At 35.5% G+C, this 22,062-nt stretch carries 12 protein-coding genes; all 12 read right to left on the bottom strand.

Annotated features, from left to right (window positions below; all coding sequences use genetic code 11):
- Window positions 1-19: 19 nt before the first annotated feature.
- Window positions 20-1,561 carry a RagB/SusD family nutrient uptake outer membrane protein gene (locus OZP07_RS02750; RefSeq protein ID WP_281637203.1) on the bottom strand — a complete coding sequence of 514 codons (1,542 nt, stop codon included), beginning with the start codon at window positions 1,559-1,561 and terminating at the stop codon, window positions 20-22.
- Window positions 1,562-1,567: 6 nt separating this feature from the next.
- Complete coding sequence (locus tag OZP07_RS02745; protein WP_281637202.1) at window positions 1,568-4,732, bottom strand: SusC/RagA family TonB-linked outer membrane protein; 3,165 nt, start codon at window positions 4,730-4,732, stop codon at window positions 1,568-1,570.
- 326 nt (window positions 4,733-5,058) lie between these two features.
- Window positions 5,059-6,387 carry a rhamnogalacturonidase gene (locus tag OZP07_RS02740; protein ID WP_281637201.1) on the bottom strand — a complete coding sequence of 443 codons (1,329 nt, stop codon included), beginning with the start codon at window positions 6,385-6,387 and terminating at the stop codon, window positions 5,059-5,061.
- Window positions 6,388-6,402: 15 nt separating this feature from the next.
- Window positions 6,403-7,752: a hypothetical protein gene (locus OZP07_RS02735; RefSeq protein WP_281637200.1), complete on the bottom strand. Its 1,350-nt coding sequence runs from the start codon at window positions 7,750-7,752 to the stop codon at window positions 6,403-6,405.
- Window positions 7,753-7,926: 174 nt separating this feature from the next.
- Window positions 7,927-9,258, bottom strand: coding sequence for a glycoside hydrolase family 88/105 protein (locus OZP07_RS02730; protein ID WP_281637199.1), 1,332 nt, complete (start codon window positions 9,256-9,258; stop codon window positions 7,927-7,929).
- 35 nt (window positions 9,259-9,293) lie between these two features.
- The gene (locus tag OZP07_RS02725) at window positions 9,294-10,583 is read right to left on the bottom strand and encodes a DUF4861 domain-containing protein (RefSeq protein WP_281637198.1); all 1,290 of its coding nucleotides are present in this window, start codon (window positions 10,581-10,583) and stop codon (window positions 9,294-9,296) included.
- A gap of 559 nt (window positions 10,584-11,142) precedes the next feature.
- Window positions 11,143-11,466: an L-rhamnose mutarotase gene (rhaM, locus tag OZP07_RS02720; protein ID WP_194641124.1), complete on the bottom strand. Its 324-nt coding sequence runs from the start codon at window positions 11,464-11,466 to the stop codon at window positions 11,143-11,145.
- A gap of 2 nt (window positions 11,467-11,468) precedes the next feature.
- A complete protein-coding gene (locus tag OZP07_RS02715; RefSeq protein ID WP_281637197.1) occupies window positions 11,469-12,452 on the bottom strand; it encodes a family 43 glycosylhydrolase in 984 nt (327 codons plus the stop codon).
- A gap of 45 nt (window positions 12,453-12,497) precedes the next feature.
- A complete protein-coding gene (locus tag OZP07_RS02710; protein ID WP_194641126.1) occupies window positions 12,498-14,000 on the bottom strand; it encodes a sialate O-acetylesterase in 1,503 nt (500 codons plus the stop codon).
- Between the two features lie 141 nt (window positions 14,001-14,141).
- Window positions 14,142-16,097 (bottom strand): RagB/SusD family nutrient uptake outer membrane protein, encoded by a 1,956-nt coding sequence (locus OZP07_RS02705; RefSeq protein WP_281637196.1) that lies wholly within the window; start codon window positions 16,095-16,097, stop codon window positions 14,142-14,144.
- A gap of 24 nt (window positions 16,098-16,121) precedes the next feature.
- A complete protein-coding gene (locus tag OZP07_RS02700) occupies window positions 16,122-19,271 on the bottom strand; it encodes a SusC/RagA family TonB-linked outer membrane protein (protein WP_281637195.1) in 3,150 nt (1,049 codons plus the stop codon).
- 660 nt (window positions 19,272-19,931) lie between these two features.
- A complete protein-coding gene (locus tag OZP07_RS02695) occupies window positions 19,932-22,031 on the bottom strand; it encodes a RagB/SusD family nutrient uptake outer membrane protein (protein WP_281637194.1) in 2,100 nt (699 codons plus the stop codon).
- Window positions 22,032-22,062: the final 31 nt, after the last annotated feature.

Genomic DNA, 22,062 nt, shown 5'->3' with positions numbered 1-22,062 from the left:
ATTAATAAAAAAATGAATATTAATCATAACCCGGATTTTGTTCATACAATCCTGGAACAGCCAATAGTTCCTGCAAAGGTATTGGATATAACAATGAATTATTTGTTACAGTCTGAATTCTGTTTGCTTTATCTTCTGTCGCTCTCCACGCATTCATTGTGGTAACTGCATTACCAGATCTAATCAAATCAAACCATCTTGTTCCTTCAGAAAAGAATTCTTTTCTTCTTTCTGCAAATAACTGATCCAAAGTAGTATTAGAAGCATTAGCTGTAATACCGGCTCTTGTTCTAACTTTATTCATAATTGCATCCACATCAGCCTGAGTTCCGCCGCCGCCATGGAGCGTACATTCGGCCATTAACATTAAAACATCAGTATAACGAATTACCATGAAATCAACTCCCCAGTCTTCACGCCCGCCAGTTCCATATCTTGTAGGATCAATATACTTTTTGAATACAGGAAAAGTATAGCTTCCTTTATAGGTGCCAGATGCTACAGTATAACTTGTTGCGATACCATCAGTTTTTCTTTTATCAGCTGCGTCAAACTTTGCTAAAAACTCTGTTGATACTGGTCTTCCTTCTAACGAACCTTGTGCCGATCCTATTCCAACTGAAGCAAAATAAGGCTCATATCCTACTTCCACCATAAAGTTACCTCCAACAGAAGTAGAAATACTTTGTGTATATGGAATTGTCAATACATTTTCTTTATTGGCAATACCTTCGGTTTTAAAAATCGTTGCATAATCAGTACCAAAAACGAATAATCCGCTTGCTTTAATATCATTTAACTGCTGATAAGCTTTGTCCCATTCATTTACACCAAGCATTGCACCATCAATACCATAAGTTGGACTTGAACGGGTCATGTAAACCAATCCCAATAATGCTTTAGCACCATATTTTGACACGCGACCATAATTTGCTGCATCATAAGACGGACTGAGATCTGGAATTGCTAGTTCTAAATCAGAAATAATTAATTTATAAATATCCGCAATTGGAGCTCTGCCAATTTTGGCCACTTCCTGCGCTGTCATGGTTTTATCAATTAATGGCACTTTACCAAACCAGCGTATCAGGTCAAAATAACAGAATGCTCTAAGAAAGCGTGCTTCAGCAAGCATTGAAGCTTTATCTGCAGGAACTGTAAAAATCTGATCTCCTTTTTCAGTAATTTTTTCAATTAATTGATTTGCCTTATATATGGCGCTATAATTCGTTGAATAAGCCTCTGTCACCATCGAATTGGAGCTGATAGAACTAAAAAAACCATTAATTCCCTCCCAGTCTCTAGAAGCAGTTGTAGTAGCATACAAATTATCTGATCTGGTTTCACTTAAGTTCAGTACTCTATTTGCATACCCATAAGTAGATGCCCCGTGAAAAGCATACGAATAAGTAGCATTTCGAGCCTGAATAAAATCATTTGGAGTCTGATAAAAATTATCTGTCGTCCCTTGAGACAATGGAACCTGATCCAATTGGTTTTCGCAGGATGCCAGTACAAATATCAATAAGGCACCTGCCACTGAATAAATATATTTTTTCATTTTATTTTAATTAAAATTAATGTTAACACCTAAAACAACTGATTTTGCCAAAGGAGCTCCTCCATAATCTACAGGAACAGCAAAATCACTATTTGAACTTCCTGAAGTATTAATCGCTTCAGGATTAAAACCTACTTTATATTTATTTCTATAGAATAAATTTTCTCCTGTAACATAAAGTCTAATGTTATCAATACGCTTTATGTTTTTCACTGCTTCTTTTAGATTATATCCTACAGATATACTTCTAACACTAATATAATCTGATTTATACAGCCAATCCGAATTTGCCTGATATCCAAAAGTAGTTCTCCAGTTTCCTCTTACTGCAGGATCTACGTCTAATGAATTTTCAACCTGTCCCATTCCAGTCCTGTCAATTGCTCTTCCTGTCAGTCCATAAACAGTACCTCCGTTTTGACCTTGAACCAATATGCTTAAATCAAAGTCTTTGTATTTGAAGTCATTCGTTATACCCCAAGTGAATTTTGGTGTCGGATTCCCCAAATCAACACGGTCTCCTGAATTTATCTTTCCATCTCCATTTTGATCTATATATCTAGGATCGCCTAAAACTAAACTTTTACCGCCAATGGTAGTCCCTCCTTTGTCAATATCAGCTTGTGTTATAACGCCATTTTGCTGTAAACCAAAGATGGTATACATTGGTTTACCAACTTCTAATTTTATAAAAGGCACTCCGCCGTCAAAACTATTGCTGATTTCAATTTTAGTTTGGTCTGGACCTAATGCTACTACTTTATTTTCGTTATGGCTGATATTAGCCGAAGTCTTCCATTGAAAATCTTTAACGGCGACATTTACTGTATTTAACTCAAACTCCCACCCTTGATTCTGCACTTCACCAATATTAGTCAGGTAACTAGGGAATCCTGATGCAGTCGGTACAGGAACTCTTAACAATAAATCACTGTTGTCTTTTCTATACATTTCAAAGGTTCCAGAAATTCTGTTTTTTAAGAATGAAAAATCCAAACCAAGATCAATACTTTTTGATTCTTCCCAGTGTAACTCAGGGTTTGCAATTCCTAAAACTCCCTGCCCTATAGCAGCTGCACCGCCAATAGAATAGTTATATGTTGCTAATGTAGAACGCCAGGCGTAGCTTCCAATATTATTACTTCCATTAGTTCCAAGACTTGCTCTCAATTTTAAATCGCTTAACCAATCAACATTATCCAAAAATGATTCTTTCTTGATTCTCCAGCCTAAAGACAAAGAATAAAATGTTCCCCAGCGTCTTTCGCTTCCAAATTTTGAAGAACCATCATTTCTTATACTGGAAGAAAGTAAATATTTCTCTTTGAAATTATATTGTAATCTTGCAAAATAAGAAAGCAGTGTGTTTTTCTCTCCGCTTGTACTTCCAATAGATCCTGCAGGCAGTGTTTCTATACTGGAACTATTATACAAAGCTCCTGATGCCAAAGTAGACTTTGTAATTTCATAAGAGTTGAAAGACTGCCCCAAAAGCACATTAAAATTATGATTCCCAAAAGATTTATCATAGTTCAATGTATTTTCATTTACAATGTTCTGTCTTCTATAGGTATTATAAGTCCCTCTAATACTAGCTATTACTTCATTTGGAGTATATCCTTCAAAAGTATTATCTGAGTTATCAAAGTTAATCGTGCTTTTCCAGGTCAGACCTTTTAAAAATTGATAACTAAGATACGTAGAAATTAAATTTCTATACATTGAATTTCTGCCCGTTCTGTCTAATGCGTTCAGCATATTGGTCGTACTGCTTCCCCATGCATATCTGGTAGTATATTTTTCTCCTGCAGCATTTGAAGTACTTTCAAAAACTGGAGTCGCAGTAAGTGCTTTAAACAAAGTATTATCCTTTCCTTCTACTCCTGGATCATTTTTAACCGAATAGGAAGGGGCTAAATTGATTCCCATTTTAAAATTATCAGACAGCTTAATATCGACATTGGCTCTGGCAGAAAAAACGGTGTAATCTGTACCAACTATATAGCCTGTGTTCTTTTGATAATTAGCAGATACATAATAATTAACAGCATCTGTAGCTCCAGAAGCCGTAAACTGATAGTTAGTAAATTCGCCTGTCTTAAAAACTTTATCCTGCCAGTCAATATAATCTAAGCCTGGATGACCTGGTATGTCCCATCTTGCATCGTAGATATATGTAAAATATTTTGCGTTTGTTTGGTTCAAAGGTGTAGTTGGAAATACTGCATTGTAGGCCGCAATCCTTTCCGGCATTGTCTGTGAAGCCAAAGCCCCTGCAATACCAGAAGCAGCCCATTGTGCATCAAGCATTACTTTTGATCTGTCAATCCATTGCTGGGAAGACAGCATATCTACTCTATTCGCTTCTTTATTAATACCGCCGTATGTATTAAAAGTAAATTTTGTTTTTCCTAATTTTCCTTTTTTAGTAGTAATTAGAATAACTCCATTAGAAGCTCTTGAACCATAAATTGAAGCTGCGGCGGCATCCTTTAAAACTTCAATAGAAGCAATATCATTTGGGTTAATATTATCTAATGGACTTCCGTTTGAAAAACCTCCGTTTGCATTTGATGGTTCTGTATAAATAGGAAATCCATCAAGTACATACAACGGCTCATTTCCAGCCGTAATAGATCCTCCCCCACGAATTTCAACACTAAAGGGCTGACCTGGCAAACCTGATGTCGTTTTTACTCTCACTCCGGCTACCTGCCCGATTAATCCTTGGTCAACTCTTGAAATAGGTCTTTCTGCAAAACTTTCTGTTTTAAGAGATGACATTGCACCAGTAGTCAATTTTTTCTTTTGAGTACCATAACCAATTACGGTTACTTCTTCCAGAACCTGATTATCTTCTGCTAAAACCACATTAATTGTGGTTCTGCCCTGAACAGCCTCTTCTGCTCTTTTAAATCCAATCGAAGTAAAAATCAAGACATGCTGTCCGTTGTCCTGCAAATCAATTGTATAATTTCCTTCCATGTCGGTATCAACTATATTTTTTGTACCCTTTTGAGTTACGCTTACTCCGGGAACAGCTAATCCAGCAACATCCTTAACCGTACCTTTAATCTTATTCTGTGCATGTATGCACCCAAAGGAAAAAAACATACAAAGCAGCAAAACAATTTTACCTGCTGACTCTTGGCAACTAAATTTTAATCTCATAAACATAATTTTGACTTATTAGTTCGTAAAAGAAAACTGTTATTTATTTCATAAAATTATAGAAACACTTTTGACGCCGTATCCTGTAGCATCCTGTACTATGCTATTATTTTTAAATATTCAATAAAAAAAACAAAAATAAACTGCTTAATCCAAAACTGAATAATTCACATTATACTAACCATATAACTGTATTATTTTAAATTTTACACCATTAAAAAACCCTTTACCAAAACTATTACGTTTTAGTAAAGGGCAGTAATTTGAATAAAAACCAAAATTATAAACAAAAAATAATTTTAGCTTTTTTGAATTATTCGCAATGACTAATTTACAGGCTTACCATTAACTTTCACATTCTTAAAAGTCACCCTCTTGATGGCAGTTTTGTCAATTTCACCATTTTTTGATTCAATGTTAAGATTCTCAAAAGCAAAGTTTGTCAAAAATATATTCGGGTCTTTCTGCACTTCGTAAAACTTATCACATTTTAAATTAATATTACGCAGCGTTACATGATCTCCATACGAAGCGGGTGTATCTTTGCGTCCTTTCATATCAAAAAACTGATTCCATTGGTACACTACTAATCCTTTTACGGCAGTGCCTTTAATGTTTTCTACCAAAATGTATTCGTATTTTTGAGGCGTATCTGGCCTCATTTTCAGCCATAATAAACGCGATACATCTGTAACTGAACAATTACGCATAATCACATTTTTGTTATGGATAGATTCACTTCCATTTGTTAATGCCGAATGTGAAAATCCATACGTACAATCTTCAATAATAATGTTCGTATTTTCTCCATTTCCTTCTTCGGTATCTGCCCATGGTCCTTTTCCTCCTTTTAAGGCAATAGCATCATCGTTAACCGACATATAACAGCCTTTTACCAAAAAATTAGAACATACATCAATATCAATAGCATCAGTACTTGGTGCTTTGATTTCTAAATGTGGCGAAAAAATATACAGATCAATCAGTTTTACATTCGAACATTTATAAAAATGATTTGTCCAGAAACCTGAATTAATCAGCTTCACATCTTGAAACTGCACATTTTTTGAATTCCAGACAAAAACCAATCGTGGTCTTGAAACTTCCAAATTGGTACATTTTGGATTTTCTTTACGTCTTGCCCAAAAAGCCTCATAATACTTATAACCATTACCGTTTATCGTTCCTTTTCCAGAAATGGTAAATCCATCCAAATTGTAAGCGTTAACAAGCGCTGGAAAATAATCCAGATTCTGCCCTTCCATACGCGAAGGCATAATTGGATAATTAGAAATATCATCAGAACCTTTCAAAACGCCGCCTTCAGAAACATGCAAATGTGTTTTTGGCTTAAAAAACAAGGCTCCGCTCAAGAACACTCCCTTTGGAATTACAATCACACCTCCGCCATTTTCAGAAGCTTTATCAATTATTTTTTGAATGGCCACAGTTTGGACTACAGTGCTGTCTATTTTTACGTCATAATCGGTGATAACATACTGTTTCCCTAATTTTTCTAATTTAATTTTGGATGCATCATTAAACCAAGCGGGAATTTTTGTTCCGTCAGGAAAAACATTTTTGGCTTTTTTTTGAGCTATCGAAATCTGAGATAATCCGATAAACAAGATAATTAATACGATACCTTTCTTCATTATAATCAATTTAATTTAGTTTTTATATTTTCTGTTCAACCACGATTCCGGTACATTTATAATACAGATATTCATCGTTTTATTATCCTCAGATAACATTGCCGATTCAAATTGTATTTTGGTTCCTTCTCTGTTAAATGTGGGATGAATGTGATCTTTTGCCGTTTCTTTATGACCCGTTGTAAGCATTACTACCTCGCTTGTTTTTCTATCTATTAAATACAGACTTCTTGAAAAATCATCTCCTGCAGCCCATCTGCCATCAGATGAACCGTGAACATGCCAAAAACCACTGCCTGATTTTGTTTGACCAGCAATAATCATTTCCCTTGTTCTAAGATTAACAATTGCCAATCCTGTCGGTTTTTCACGAGTTCCTGTAGCCCCCCAATTACTTTCCTGTCCAGGATTTTCGGGATTTTTAACTTCTTTACTATCAGTAACCTCAGCAGGAGTTTCTTTTTGAATGTCAATTTTTCTATGTCCCATTATCGCCATTGCAACTTCATCTTTTCCAATTACTGCTTCGTGAGTAACCCATTCGTAAGGAGCTTCGGGATATAATGGCCGTAAGCCCGAACCATCGCCCATCACAGTCCAAGTTCGTTGTGGTGACTTGCCTCCTGTTTCCCAGCAAAAAATAATTTCGTTGGGATTCCACGTGTTAGATTGAATATGACCAATTTGAAAACCAACAGAAATTACATGTTTAAACTCACCCGTTTTCAAATTCATACTTGAAATCCCTCCTGGTCCAGCGCCCATATTTCGAGGTCCAAAATTCTTTTCAAGAACTGTGTTCTTATCCAAATATTTTAAGGCTTCTTTTTTACCTACTCTAAAATATACTTTATCTTCATTAGCATCCAAAGCCATATCGCCTGAGGCTTCCATTTCGGATGGAGCTTTTCCACAAATGCGTTCGTAAGCAGACACAGCCTGCATTTTTCCAGATTTACTGTCTTTAAAAACTTTATCCAAATCTACTTCCATGATTTGCATGGCTTTTTCGCCAGCATCACGCATAAAATACACTTTCATCGATTTTTGGGCGATACAGAACGTTCCTGAATAACCGCCTTCGGTAACCTGAACTATGTCACCCGATTTTTCATTAACAGCCATAATCTCTCCCTCAACACGATGCGAACGGAATAATACCCAATTGCCATCCGAAGTCCATTGCGGATGCGTTGGATAAATTTTAGAATCTCCGTTTGGTTTGCTAGTCAAAAAAATGATTTCATAGCCCGTTACTGGGTCTTTGACAATCTTTTTTTCAGATGGGAAACGCTTTCCAATCTGACCAAAAGCAGTAACTGTACAGAAAATATAAAACAATAAACATGCTGATTTTTGCTTCATAAGTAATTAAAATAATTTAATGATACCTTTTTAATGTAATAACCAAGTATAAAATAGTCTGTTATATTTTCCTCACCCCAGCCCTCTCCAAAGGAGAGGGAGCTAAGATTGGAATATTTTATTCTCCTTTGGCAAAAACCATTTATTATCAAAATAATTCGTAATTGTTACTTGTTATCCTTTATTTTTTAATTGTATAGAACTGTCATTGATCTCAAACTGACTGTTATTTAACAGCGTGATCACTTCGGCACCAGCCAATAAAACAGGACCATAACCATGAGCTGCAAATGTGTTTATAGGACGGTAATAGTAAAACGCAGGATCAAATCCCATACCTGTACCAACACAGGTTCCTTCAACCTGACCTTTGTCATTTACTTTTGATGCTACTGCATTCCAAGCCAATAAAACTGTTGGAGCATACGTCATTTTATCCACATATCCTCTATTTATAGCCCTTGCAATTGAATAAGCGTATATTGCTGTCGCAGAAGTTTCAAGATAAGTGTCGTTTCTGTCAATCAGCTGATGCCAAAAACCGGTTCCATCCTGATATTTTTGCAGTCCTGCAATATGAGCCTGTAATTGTGCCAAAACTTTTGGATATCCCGGATGATTTTTTGGCAATGTTTCTAATAATTCCACCATAGTCATAACCGCCCAGCCATTGGCTCTAGCCCAATGAAACTGAGGATGCACCTGCATAGATTCTACCCAGCCGTGCATATAAAGACCTTTTTCGGTATTAAACATTCTTTGTGAAAACTGCGTTACTTGTTTTACAGCATCATCAAAATATTTTACATCACCTGTATAACCGCCCATTTGTGCCAATGCAGGAACACTCATAAACATATCATCAAGCCACAGCGTGTTCATCTGCGGTCTGTTTCGCGCCAAAGTTCCATCACTCAGACGCTGCTGTTTTTGGCTTATGAACGTAATTAAATTATTTATTACTGGGTCTATATTTGATGCTAAACCCATTTTTTTTGCTTTGATAAAAGCAGCACATAACGCTCCGGCATCATCCAAAGCATGTGGCTTAATTACCGAATGTATTGGAGAACCTTCGATGTTTTTTTCATCAGTATTGGCATAAAGATCAGCAATGAGCTTCAGTCTTTTGTTTACATAATCTTCGTAATTTTTATCAGAAGTCACTTGTGCTGTCAAGAGCATACCTGCATAGGTTACTCCCCATTCGTAACTAGTAAGTCTAAATGCTCCTTTATCAAAAGCAATGTTGCCGTCAATTTTCTTAAAATTGGTTACTTCTGAATTATCCTTTTTATTTACAGCTCTTGAAGCGGTATTTGCCTCTAAAAAATTATAGACTTTATCTAAAACTGCTTTTACGTTTTCTTTTTGAGGGATAACATACGGAGTTGGATATACTGGCTGAAGCAGATGCAGTGGAGCAGTAGCGTCATTTGTCTGAGATTGTGCAATTGCAAATGCTCCCAAAAAAAATAAAACGAGAATCTGGTTTGGTTTTTTCATAATTCTTAGATTAAATTATTTTTTTGATTAGTCCATTATTTTATTTCAATACCGATTTTGGCTGAAAGCTGTTCAGCCAGAGCAGTAACATATTTGGCAAAATAAGCTGCGTCTTTAAAATTTGGATCAGCACTTAACTCCCAGCCCGCTACTGCATAATAACTTACAGGCTCATTATTTTTAACCGTTAATTTAGCCAGATAAGAATCAGTTAGCTGTCCTGTTTTAGGAGCTTCAATATAGCCCTTATATAACTTTTTTGGAACTATAATTGCTGTTCCTAATATCCATTGCTTTTCGTAAGTTAAATGCCCATGCTGTATTAAACAGACAAAATCCCCCGACTCAATTTCTTTTAAAGGATTCATGTTATTAATATTGGAAAGAGCTGCCAGAAACACTTCATTTCCCTGAAGCCCGTTTACCTTTACTGTATTTTTATATCCGTACATTCCCGGCCAGATTGAAGTTGTCTCCTGTACCTGATACTTTTTCCCGTTAATATCCCAATTATGATAATTATAACTTAAAACCGAATTCTCCGGTCCTTCACTTACAATTTTAAACGTTGTTGTTTCAATAGTATTTAAAGGCTCTTTTGCAGTAATTCCCAATCTTTTTATTTCATTATTCACCAATAAAGCATAACCTCCTAAACCTGCTGAGTTTCCAACTGGAAAAATATCTCTTCCCCAATCGTACATTTGGTGGTAATTATCTTCTACTGCACCTTTGCTGTTGATACCTACGTTTTCTGGAGTAATGGCTGGAATTTTTTTTCCAAAAACATCTTTAGCATTTCTTCCGTCTAAGTAATGCCTGAATCCTACTTTATCATTTTCCCAGGACGGACCATCTGTCTGATAACGCTGATAACCTAATGCAGTGTGCACTTCATTGGCTGGCATTATTTCTTCGACTGCTGGTTTTACCGGCTCCTCTTTTCCAGCTCTTTTTCCAAAACGAACGCTTGTTCTTATTGTAAATTTTGGATCAGTTACAGACCATTTTAGCACTAATTCTTTTTTCTCTTTGGCGGCAAAATCAGCAACCAGAAATATCTCATCCCATTTCCCGTCTCCATCTAGATCATTTAACTGTGCGGGAATAGTATCCTTTTGCTGCAGCAGAATTGGATAACCAGCTGTATTTTTCACAACAGGAAGAAGGCTTCTTTTAATTTCAACTGCCTTTTGAGGCAGAGCAATATCCGATGTATTCTTCAGAACAATTTTTGAAGCACCTTCACTTTTTTGAGCTTTACAGCTGTTCAATGCAAGTACTGCGGCTGTAATTGTTAAACCAAATTGAATACTTTTTTTCATTTTATTTACTTTTTCTATTAAAAAACATCAGAACTGCTGTTCCAAAATATTTTTTTTACAAACCTGACTATCAATTTCACACAGCAAAAACCTACTGAAAGCCTTCAGTATAATTCTTTAATCTGCTCTAAATTAATTTACAAAAAAAAACGCTAAACCAAAAAGATTATAGCGTTTAACACGGCATTCGCATTTAAAAAAAGATAAACACGAATTTCACCAATTAACACTAATTCTTATCAAAATTGAAATCAAATTTTACAACTTTTTACAGTTTCGAATATTTTGTGTAATTAAATAGCAATCTTAATTCGTGCAAATTAGTGTAATTCGTGTCAGAAACTTTTAAAAGCGAATGCCGTGAGCGTTTAAAAAGAATGTTTTGTAAAAACTCCACTTATAGAATTAACTTTCTTTTTAAAAAAATTTAAAACCACTAACTAAACCAAAACAACTGTAAAGAGTCATTAAAACAACATAGATTCAAATATATCTATTAAAGCGGGTAAGAGTATCCTGTTGTATACTGCTAACTAACTTGTTCCGTTTAATCAATAAATTAATCCAGATGAAAAACTTCCTTTAACGAAGCCGAAAGCGGTGAATTGTCAGGATTAGTCTCCATAATATCCCCCATGTATGCCCACCATTTTTTCACAATTGGATGATTTGGCAAAAATGCTGTATCAAAATCTGGACTTAATTTTTGAACTGCAAAAAGAATAAGTGTTTCTTCATCCAAAAAAATACTATAATCCTGAATTCCTGATTCAGACAGCAGGGATGCTAATTCTGGCCAGATTTCGTCATGTCTTTTTTTATATTCTGCTTCAAAACCTTTTTTCAATTTCATTTTGAAAGCATTTCTATAGGTGTTTTTCATTTTTATGGCTGTTTTAAATTTATATAAACAGGATTATCCCTGTGACAAACAATTTCGTTATTCTCTAATTCTAATTCGGCTGCTTGAATCGAACTTCTTCTAGTCTGGTAATTATCTATTCCTTTGTTTTCGGGAGTTCTTCCTGGATGTGTAAAATAAAAAATATACGCTTTACCATTATTTACTACTACATCTGCATGTCCTCCAATAACCTGATCATCGATTCCTTTACCTGGAATTTCCAGAATATTTTTTGGCTGACGTTTCCAATTAATAAAATCTTCTGACGAATATACACTTAGTCCACGCCAAGTATCACAAATCATCCAATTTTTGCCTTTCCACTGAAAAACTTTTGGTCCTTCGCCACGCTCATTTACAACTTTTTTACCAGCATCTGTCCAATTATATAAATCAGGACTGTCTGCATAATAAATAGATTTTCCGTCATTTTCATTATTGTAATACATGCGCCAAGTTCCATTGGGCAATCTAAAAACAGAAGCATCGATACACCGCTCTGACGCTAATTTTAATTTTGATTCAAATTTCCAGTCTATTAAATTTTTACTCGTCAGATGAATAATAAAACGCGGATGGTACCAGTCTTCAAAAATCCCTGGAACAATCGTTAGATACATATGATACAAGCCTTTATTTTCAATAACATCTGGTGCCCAATGCGTAATTCCTGGCAATTTATAACCAATTTTACAAGTGTCTTTATAAACCCAATTCACTCCATTTGTTGATTCGGCGATTCCAATTCGAGTTCCGTGAACCCAGCTAATACCTTTGGCTGTTGAATCATTAGCCCTGCGATTGGTATAAAACATGAACCATTTTTTCTGTTTTTTGTTCCAAATAATAACTGGATCTGCGGTTCCATCAAAAACAGGATCTCGAAACAATGGTTTACTGGCTAAATTCTCAGATTTTTGTGCTTCTGCAGAGAAACTAAAAATTTGAAAAAACAGAAATAACATCAACAAAAACCTTTTATTTAATGCAATCATAACTGTTTTTCGTTTCTATTGATTTCCCCAATTGTCTGTTCTAAATGGTGAAGCTGGCAAATTTTCGGTATTGAATAAATTTGGATCAGGAACTGGCTTCCAAGCAAAACGAACAGCAATTGGATTTTTTACTTTATCAGAAGAAACAATTACGGTTTTCCCTTTAATTTTAGCTTCAGCTGGATAAAATACCTTGTCTTCGCCAGCAATTTCAAACTCTTTTAATGTTTCTCCTTTTTGAAGAAGACCAGATTCTGCATAATCAAAAAACAATTGTATTTGCTTTTTATCTGCTTTCATGTGATTGTAAATAGGCCCTGAGTAGACCAACTTACTTTCATTGTATGTTCTTGAACGAGCAATCAATGATAATCTATATCCAACAGTCTGCTTATCGATTGGATGAATATTAGTTTCATTTCCAACATCTGTGGTAACCGCCATGCCGCTGTTTTTAATTTTATTCAAAGAAAGAAGCTGTGCTTCACGAATATAGGCATTTTGACCTTTGTGAGGTGCTATCTGAACATAATAAAATGGAAAATCACCTTGTTTCCAGTCGTCTCTCCAGTTTTGCACCATTGCAGGGAACAAGGTTTGATACAGCAATGCTTTTTCGGCATTACTTTCTCCTTGATACCAGATAACTCCTTTCATCGTATAATTAATTACGGGATGCAACATCCCATTATACAAAACATAAGGATATTTATTCTCATCTGTTTTCTTTGGTTTTTTGAGTTCTGCCGTTGCAGTCCCATTTTTCAAATTAGTATAATAAGTTTCTAAATCGGTATAATACTGCTTCTCTTTTTGAGCATTTTCTATCAGAATTGGAACTAAGTCTTTGTTCTCTTCTAAAACTTTTGCCGATGTCCAGGCTTCTGCTTTGGTACCTCCCCATGAAGTTGAGATCAATCCAATTGGCGTTTTAATATTTTGAAACAAATCACGACCAAAGAAGTAGGCAACTGCCGAAAAATCATTGATGCTTTCTGGAGAACATTCTTTCCAACTCCCTTTTACATCATCTAATGGTTTCTCTGAAGCTATAGTTGCTACGGTAAACAATCGGATTAATGGGAAATTAGCATTTTTGACTTCTTCTTCATAATTTTTTACTCCTGTTTTCCAGGTGCCTTCTTGTTTCCCAACAGGAAAGAACATATTGGACTGTCCTGAACAAATCCAGACTTCGCCCAGTAAAACATTATTAAGAACAATTTTATTGGAAGCCTGCAGTGTTATAGTATATTTTTTTTCGTCTGCTTTTGGAGTTGAAACTTCAGTTTTCCAATTTCCTTTGGCATCTGCTTTTGTTTCAACTAATTCTTTCTGCCATCCTAATTGAATTTGAATGTTTTCATTTGGCCCAGCCCAGCCCCACAAATTTACTTTTGCATTTTGCTGCAAAACCATATTATCACTTACAAGAGCCGGTAATTTTATCTGTGCATAAAGGAATTGACAAGCAATTAAAAAACAAAAAAGCAGCAGTTCTTTTTTAACTATTTTCATATCTTCTTTTTTACATTGAGTAGAGGATTTAAAAATACAGGACAACTTTTTAATAAGCGTCCTGTACTCTCCTGATTATAAAAAAACAAACCGCCTCAAAATAGTTATGAGACGGTTTATAGTTATTATAAAAATCAAAGATTAGTTATATCCTGGATTCTGCATTTCTTTTTTCTGAGCTGCTGTTAAAGGAGCTCCATTAGCATATATTCCGTCTAAGAAAGTTTGAGGAATAGGTCTCAAATTATGGTAATCTTTAATATTTGCAGCCGCTTCAATATTATATGCTTTTGCTCTAGCCACCAAAGTTTTGGTTCTGCTTAAATCTTCCCAGCGGTGAAACTCTCCACAAAGTTCTCTAGATCGCTCATTCAAAACCAAACATAACATTCTGTCATAATCACCAGAATATCCTAACTTAGTAATTACTGCTTCATCACTCGCAGGCAAAGCTCCAATACTAGTTATATTCAAACTTGTTGCTGTAGTAACTGTAGCTGCAATATTATTGGACTCGTAGTAAGAACTTTCCGGAATATAAGATATTGGAATTCCTGCCTGTCCAGTTTGTGTATAGGCTGCACTTCCATCTGCATAAAGAGCACGATTTTCTCCACTTTTATAAGCAGCACGTGCACGAACAGTGTTAATATAAGGCAATGCATCTGCAAACGCAGCTCCACCTGCTTTTGCTAAACGTACTTTTGCTTCGGCTGCCATTAAATAGGTCTCTGCCGAGCGCGCTAAAACCACATCACGAGATCCTTTTGTAACACTCAAATCAACTCTATTTCCATCCATATACTTACTTAAAGAAGGAAAACGAACATCCGCCATTAATCCAACTTTATCTGCTGCATAAGCTACATATACACTTGGAATTGTTTTTCCTTTGTAGAGTATCGCTGGATTATCGTTATTTTTAGTTTTTGCAAAACGAGTGTCAGCAGCATTATTAACAATATACATAATACCTAGATCCCCATTTTTATAAACTGCTCCTGAAGCATTATTAACAATACTTTTGGTTTGAAAACTTTTCCAAAAACGAGAATCGTTTACCTGATCGTATATATCATACATAAAATAAGTAGGAGCTAAACGGCTAAATGGTCTTCCGCCTGCAAGATTACGCTTCATTTGAGGTAACTGATCATATGTAGAAAGGAAATACAGGTGTTGCTGATTTCCTCCAGTAGTCAAAGTATTCGCATTAAACTGTGCTGACAAGATTAATTCCGAAACTTTTTCATTTGCACCATCCGCAGCAGTATAATTCCATAAATCTCCAAAGTTTGCTGTCAATGGATGGTGAGAAATAACTTCATCAGATAACGTAACTACTTTTTGCAGATCAGCAGTTTTTGTAGAAGCATTCCAAGAATCATTAATTTCACTAGCACGGGCTAAATAAGCTTTTGCTAAATAATGAGCAGCGGCATCTTTTGTTATTTTAGCAGGAAATCCGGCATTGCTTAATAAATTATACGCTTGAGTAAAATCAGCTATTATCTGATCGAAAACTTGCTGCGGAGTTGCTCTGGTATATTCTAAATTTACTGATGAACTAGTCTTCAATACTAATGGCACACCACCATATTGACTTACTAATTTTAAATAATTAAAAGCTCTTAAAAAATATCCTTCTCCCAATGCCGTTTTCTTAATAGCATCATTGCTGGATACAATTGCTGTAGCGGATTCAATTAACTGATTGGCATTACCAATTCCACCAACATACAAATTGTCCCAATTCGTATTCGCCGCAACAGTATTAGCATTAGACACAGTCACAAAAGCCTGAAAACCTGAAGGAGAATAAGAATTCCAAGTCCAATTCGAAGGATCTCCTCCAGCATGAAATTCATCTGTACCTGACTCATTTGCTGTAAGAGGAACTTCTCCAGCTAATTCGGCTGCAAATGTTTGGTAATAAGCCCCAACTGCTAAAGCCTGAATTCCTGCTTCGGTTTTGTAATAATCCTTGTTATAAGCTGTAGTCAAATCCTCTTCGAGGAAATTATCATTACATGAGCTGCTAAGTACTAATGTAGCCGCAAGAATTAAATGAATATATATTTTGTTATAATTTTTCATAATTTATTTTATTAAAATTCAATTTTAGAATTGCACATTTACTCCCATTGTAATTCCTCTGTTTGAAGCTGTAGTTTGCGTATCCAAATCAGTCCACTTAACTTTTGTGAAAACCATACCAGGATTATTTACTTGAAAATACAATCTCAGTTTAGATAGCCCTATTTTTTCCACCAAGTCATCTGAGAATCTATACCCTAAAGAGATATTTCTCATTTTTAAGAATGAACCATTACGATATCCTAAAGTAGGATAATAGGAATCACCTGTTCCTGCTGAATAGATTGGTTTTTGGTATTCAGAGTTGGTGTTGTTGTCATTGTAATAATTAATTGATCTCTGACTGCCTTTTGCTCCTTCATTTTCACCACCTGTATCATAAATATATCCCATTTTTCCATATACAAAGAAAGACAAATCAAGATTCTTATAATTGAAAGTATTTGTCATACCTACTATAAATTTTGGGTCTTTGTTGCCTATAATCACACGGTCGTTAGTAGCATCAATTTTATAATCACCGTTTTGATCAACAGGTCTCGCACTACCAAATGTAAACGCCCCTGGAGTTATAGCATTGAATTTAGCCATTTCCGCTGCGTCTTCTGGTTTCCAGATTCCGTTGGATTCGAAACCATAAATTGCATTTTGAGATTGACCTATAAAGAGGCTGTTATTGATATCGTTAACTTTACCATTCTGTAAAGTAACGATTTTATTTTTTTGATAGGAACCGCTAAAATTAGTACTCCATTCAAAGTCTTTAGCCTTAACATTGATAGTATTCAAAGTAAGTTCAACTCCATTTGCTTCTGTTTCTCCAACGTTTTGATAAGTGGTACTAACTCCAATAGGAGTAGGAACGCTTCTTTTAAATAATAAGTCAGTAGTATTACTTGTATAATATTCCAAAGCTCCCGATATTCTGCTATTTAACATGGAAAAATCCAAACCATAATTAAACTGTGTAGTTTCTTCCCAACCCAATAATTGATTAGCCAAAGAAGTATTATTAACAACCCCTGAACTCGTACCGTAGAGAATTCCTGTCAATGCTGGATCAGTTGTATAAGCTGGTACAGCGGAATTACCTGTCACACCATATCCTGCTCTCAATTTTAACAAATCAATCCAAGTGGTTCCTTTCATAAATGACTCTTTATCTAATCGCCATCCTAAAGATAAACTAGGAAAATCAGAACCTTTATGCCCAGGTGCCAGCTGAGAAGCATAATCCCTACGCCAAGAAGCAGTAAGCAGGTATTTATCTGCAAAACCATAAGTGATTCTTCCCATATAAGACAATAAAGCTGTTTGATTCAATCCAGAAGAATAACCTGCTAAAGTTACATTGGAAGGAGTTAAAGCATTCCATTTATTCTCAGGATTTGGAATAGAATTGGCAGACATAGAACTTGATTCATTATGGTATTGTGTCTGACTTGCTAATAAAGTTAAACCGAAATTATGATTCCCAACAGTTTTGTTGTAAAAGATCAAATTGTCTAGTGTATAAGAAATAGTTTCCTCCTTTGTTAAGGAAGCAAAACTTGTTCCGGAACGAATAGCTGATTTTGCATCTAAGAAAACTCCATCACGATAAGAACTTAAATCCGGACCAAAATTTATACGGTATTTCAATCCATCAAGTACTGAAGAAATCGCTCCTAAGTCAAACTGAGTATATAAACTAGCAAAAGCACGCAAAGTAACACGCTGATCTTGCGAATATTTATATTCGTCTACAGGAGTCCTAATTGTAGAATCTCCACCTGGGCTATCAATTCTATTTCCATTAGCGTCATAAGGAACTGCATAAGGAAGATTTGTACGAGCTGTAGCATATATACCTGTAGAACTTGTAACAGCCGTTCTTCCTGTGTTCGATTGTCCATACTCGTTAATGGTATAACTAGTATTAAGATTGACTCCCATAGAGAACCACTTGGTTGGCGTGATATCAACATTTGCATTTGCACTATAGCGTTTATAACCCTGACCAAAGAGAGTACCTGTATTATCTAAGTAACCGAAAGAACCATAACCTTTCATTTTTTCAGTACCCCCGCTAACACTTAAATTGTGCTGTTGAGTAATTCCTGTACGGGTAACAAATTTAGTCCAATCAGTAGTAGCAACTTTAGAACCATCCCACACATCATTGCCATTACTATCCTTACTCCATCCTTTTGCTATGTTTGCCCAAGCTGCTGCATCGGCTGAAGCTAAGAAAATAGTTTTGTCATTCGCAATAGTTGGTGCATTTCCACTTGGAAAGCCTGCTGGATTAGTAGCACTAAGAGGGCTAGAATAATATTTACCCCAACGACGAAATTCAATATATTCTCCAGCTGACATCATTGGAGCGTTCTCGTGTATAGTTTCTGTGATGACAGAAGAGTCATAGTTTAATGTAAGTCTTCCATTTTTTCCTTTTTTAGTGGTTATAATAATAACCCCATTGGCTCCTCTAGAACCATAAATAGCCGTTGCCGAAGCGTCCTTTAAAACATCCATTGTTTCAATATCATTAGGATTTAAAAAATCAATCCCCCCTGAATTTGCATCAACAGTGATTTTTCCTGCTGAATCGGCCACCAGTTTTGTATTAATAGGAATCCCATCTACTACATAAAGCGGCGCATTGGTAGCTGAAATTGAACGAGCTCCACGTATAGTAACAGATCCTACCTGTCCAGGGCGCTCATTTGAGCCAACATCTACCCCTGCTGCTTTACCCTGCATAGCCTGAACAGCATTTTGAACGGGTCTGGAAGCAATTTCCTCTGCATCGACACTAACAATAGAGCCTGTTAAATCTTTTTTCTTTCTTACACCATATCCTACAACCACAACCTCATTTAAAGAATTACCCGCTTCCTTTAATGAGACATCATAATTACCTGCATCTCCTACTGTTTTTTCTTCAGATTTGAAACCGACAAAGCTAAACACAAGAATAGATCCCTTTGAGGCCTCAATAGAATAGGAACCATCGATGTCTGTACTTGTGCCTTTTGATGCAACACCTTTAACAAGCACATTCACACCAGGGATAGGAATTCCCGCGGCATCTTTGACAACACCTTTTACAGTTTTATTCTGCGCATAGAGTGATGAATCCAGTAATGAAAGCACCGCAATAATGAGCAGAAGAATAAATTTGTTTTTCATAAAAGTTAAATTTTAGTTAATTAGTTAACTCAAATTTATTTAGAACACTTTCATGCACTATCCTGTACTGTCCTGTATTTCAATTTACAGATTCATAATTATCAGCTATTTATAAAATTATTATTGGGTTTTTATCTTTTATATACTGTGCAATCGATTGAATTGGAATTAAATACTAAAAAATATGTTAAAAAATTGAATAATTATAAAAAATTATGCTTTTTTAAATTATTTATATTTTTTTATTCATAAAAAAATATCATACTAAAAATTACATCATAAAATCATTAAATATTTTAAATTACAGATCAACTTAAAACTATAGCATCTATGACTTTTTAACTTTTACAAACAATTTCAAGCCGATAATTTAATTAGAATTTATAGTCTCCCATCAAATGTATTTTATAGACAATAAAAACAAAATCTTACAGCAATATCAGATGACCTAGTTGTAATATTATCGACATATGCCCTTAGAAGAAATAGAGAAAAGAAAATTATGTTTTTCATGATATTGGGAAGTATTAAAAACTTAACGGCAGTGCTTTGAAGTACACACTGAGAAAAACAATACATTAAATTCCTGATTATAAGCAGAAAAAAAAAGGCTGTCCAAAAATAGACAGCCTCTTCTCATATTTAAAAAACTAAAAAAGATTAATAACCTGGATTTTGCCAAGCCGCTTTTTGTGAAGCTGACAAATTCGATCCGTCTTTATTTAACACACCGTCAATAAACGTTTGCGGAATTGGACGAAGTTCATGCTTATTAGCAGTAATAAATTTAGCTTCTGGATTAAATGCTTTAGCTCTTTTGACTAAAGTTCCTGTACGGGATAAAGTTTCCCAACGATCCCATTCACCCAATAATTCACGAGTACGTTCGTTTAGAATAAAATTCAATGCACGTTCCATATCATTTGAAGCACCAACTTTAGCAATAACCGCTTCGTCTTCTGCAGGTAAATTAGCAGGAAATGATTTTAATGTCAAATCAGATGCCGCAGTGGTAACTGCTACTCCTGGATTAGACAAATAATACGTATTCATATTTAAGTTTGAATTAATATAATTTGTTGCCGCGGCACCTGCATTTAGAGAATTCTTTTCAAATGCCTGAGAACCATCACTATAATAAGACCTATTTTCTCCGCTTTTCCATTGAGCACGGCTGCGAACAACATTGATATCATTCATTGCGCTACCATATTGCCCCAAACGAACATAACATTCAGCACGCAAAAGATAAGTTTCAGCAAGACGTGCCATGATTACGTCACGATGAGCATTTCCTTTTTCGGCAGTACGTGATCCATCATCAGTTTTATTGATACCAGCAAAGAAATTACAAACTGGCTGGTTTTTAAACGTAGGTGCCACATAAACACCATTTTGATATAAAACTGATGCATTTGGAACAAATTGCCCTACTTTACTTGTCAAAGATCCCGATGTAGCTTTTTGGCGTCCAGCAATGCTCCATTCCGGTAAACGACCTGCGTTATCCTTCCATGTCGGGTTTTGGACAAAGCAACCAAAAGTAAATCCATTATAAGTATTATCATTTTTGTCATTTAGAATCATTACAATCCCTGGATCACCCAGTTTTACATTATTTGGATTAGGAGTCTTTACAGTGTTTACACCATAAACAGTCTTAAATGTTTTCCACATACGGGCATCATTTACGTGATCAAAAACGCCATAGCTATACTCAGTAGGACGACAACGCTGAAAATCCATCGATCCAATCCATATACCACGAGCTACCCAGCCACCTGCGAAACTTGAAAATTGAGGAGCAAAATAATTATATGTTTGATTTCCGAAACGGCCTTCTGTCGCGGCATCTCCGTTGAATCCAGCTGCCATCAATATTTCATTCAGCTGTTCATTTGGACAATCGATACCAGTCCAGTTAGCATACAAATCACTATAGTTTGGCGTTAACGCTCCACGAGAACTAATAGCATAGCTGCATGCATCTACTGCTTCTTTATAATCGTCTGTTTTATAAGCACTGTTCCAAGCATCATTGCGTTCAGAAGAGCGGAACAATAATGCTTTTGCCAAGAAGTGAGCTGCAGTAGCTTTAGTCCATGTAATTCCTTTACCATAGGTAAAAACTTCACCTTCAAAAAGATTATAAGCATTACGCAAATCAGATATAACCTGTTTCCAGCAATCTTCTTCACTTGAACGAGTAAAATTACGTACAACCGTTTCAACAGGTACCGTTTGAAGAACAACCCCGCCATACTGAGCGGTAAGACGATAGTAATTATAGCCACGCAAAAAATAAGCATGCGCCAAACAACGATTACGAACTTTTACGTCAGTAATAACAGTTGCTGCTTTTGCAATAATAGTATTAGCAGATGCAATACCAAAATACATCTCATCCCAAAGTGCCCCTGTAGAAGTTGCATTTGCATTGGCAGCTCCTGTCGCCGTGGTTGCTGCTAATGGCCCTAAACGATTATCATAAGTATTCCACATTTCATTTGTCAAGTCATTTGCATTTGTGAACTCATCGGTACCATAAAGATTAATTCCATAAGCCCACTCATACCCAAAATGCCATCTAATATTACCATAAAGAGACTCTGTCAAATCTGTAAGCCCTTCAGGTGTATCAAAATAGGCAGTCGAATATTTATTTGTTTGTTCCTCGTCAAGGAAATCATTTGAGCACGAGGAAGACAATAGTCCCATCATTGCTAAAAAAACTATCCCTATATTTTTAAATTTATTCATTTTCCAATTATTTTAATGTTAGTTTTTATAA

It is taken from the genome of Flavobacterium marginilacus, from assembly GCF_026870155.1.
Taxonomy (GTDB): domain Bacteria; phylum Bacteroidota; class Bacteroidia; order Flavobacteriales; family Flavobacteriaceae; genus Flavobacterium; species Flavobacterium marginilacus.
Note: the sequence above shows the minus strand (reverse complement) of the source record. Positions and strands in the feature narration are given on the sequence as shown.

Coding starts and splice junctions, on each gene's coding strand:
- OZP07_RS02750 (WP_281637203.1), bottom strand. CDS start 1,561: ATGAAAAAATATATTTATTCAGTGGCAGGTGCCTTATTGATATTTGTA.
- OZP07_RS02745 (WP_281637202.1), bottom strand. CDS start 4,732: ATGAGATTAAAATTTAGTTGCCAAGAGTCAGCAGGTAAAATTGTTTTG.
- OZP07_RS02740 (WP_281637201.1), bottom strand. CDS start 6,387: ATGAAGAAAGGTATCGTATTAATTATCTTGTTTATCGGATTATCTCAG.
- OZP07_RS02735 (WP_281637200.1), bottom strand. CDS start 7,752: ATGAAGCAAAAATCAGCATGTTTATTGTTTTATATTTTCTGTACAGTT.
- OZP07_RS02730 (WP_281637199.1), bottom strand. CDS start 9,258: ATGAAAAAACCAAACCAGATTCTCGTTTTATTTTTTTTGGGAGCATTT.
- OZP07_RS02725 (WP_281637198.1), bottom strand. CDS start 10,583: ATGAAAAAAAGTATTCAATTTGGTTTAACAATTACAGCCGCAGTACTT.
- rhaM (WP_194641124.1), bottom strand. CDS start 11,466: ATGAAAAACACCTATAGAAATGCTTTCAAAATGAAATTGAAAAAAGGT.
- OZP07_RS02715 (WP_281637197.1), bottom strand. CDS start 12,452: ATGTTATTTCTGTTTTTTCAAATTTTTAGTTTCTCTGCAGAAGCACAA.
- OZP07_RS02710 (WP_194641126.1), bottom strand. CDS start 14,000: ATGAAAATAGTTAAAAAAGAACTGCTGCTTTTTTGTTTTTTAATTGCT.
- OZP07_RS02705 (WP_281637196.1), bottom strand. CDS start 16,097: ATGAAAAATTATAACAAAATATATATTCATTTAATTCTTGCGGCTACA.
- OZP07_RS02700 (WP_281637195.1), bottom strand. CDS start 19,271: ATGAAAAACAAATTTATTCTTCTGCTCATTATTGCGGTGCTTTCATTA.
- OZP07_RS02695 (WP_281637194.1), bottom strand. CDS start 22,031: ATGAATAAATTTAAAAATATAGGGATAGTTTTTTTAGCAATGATGGGA.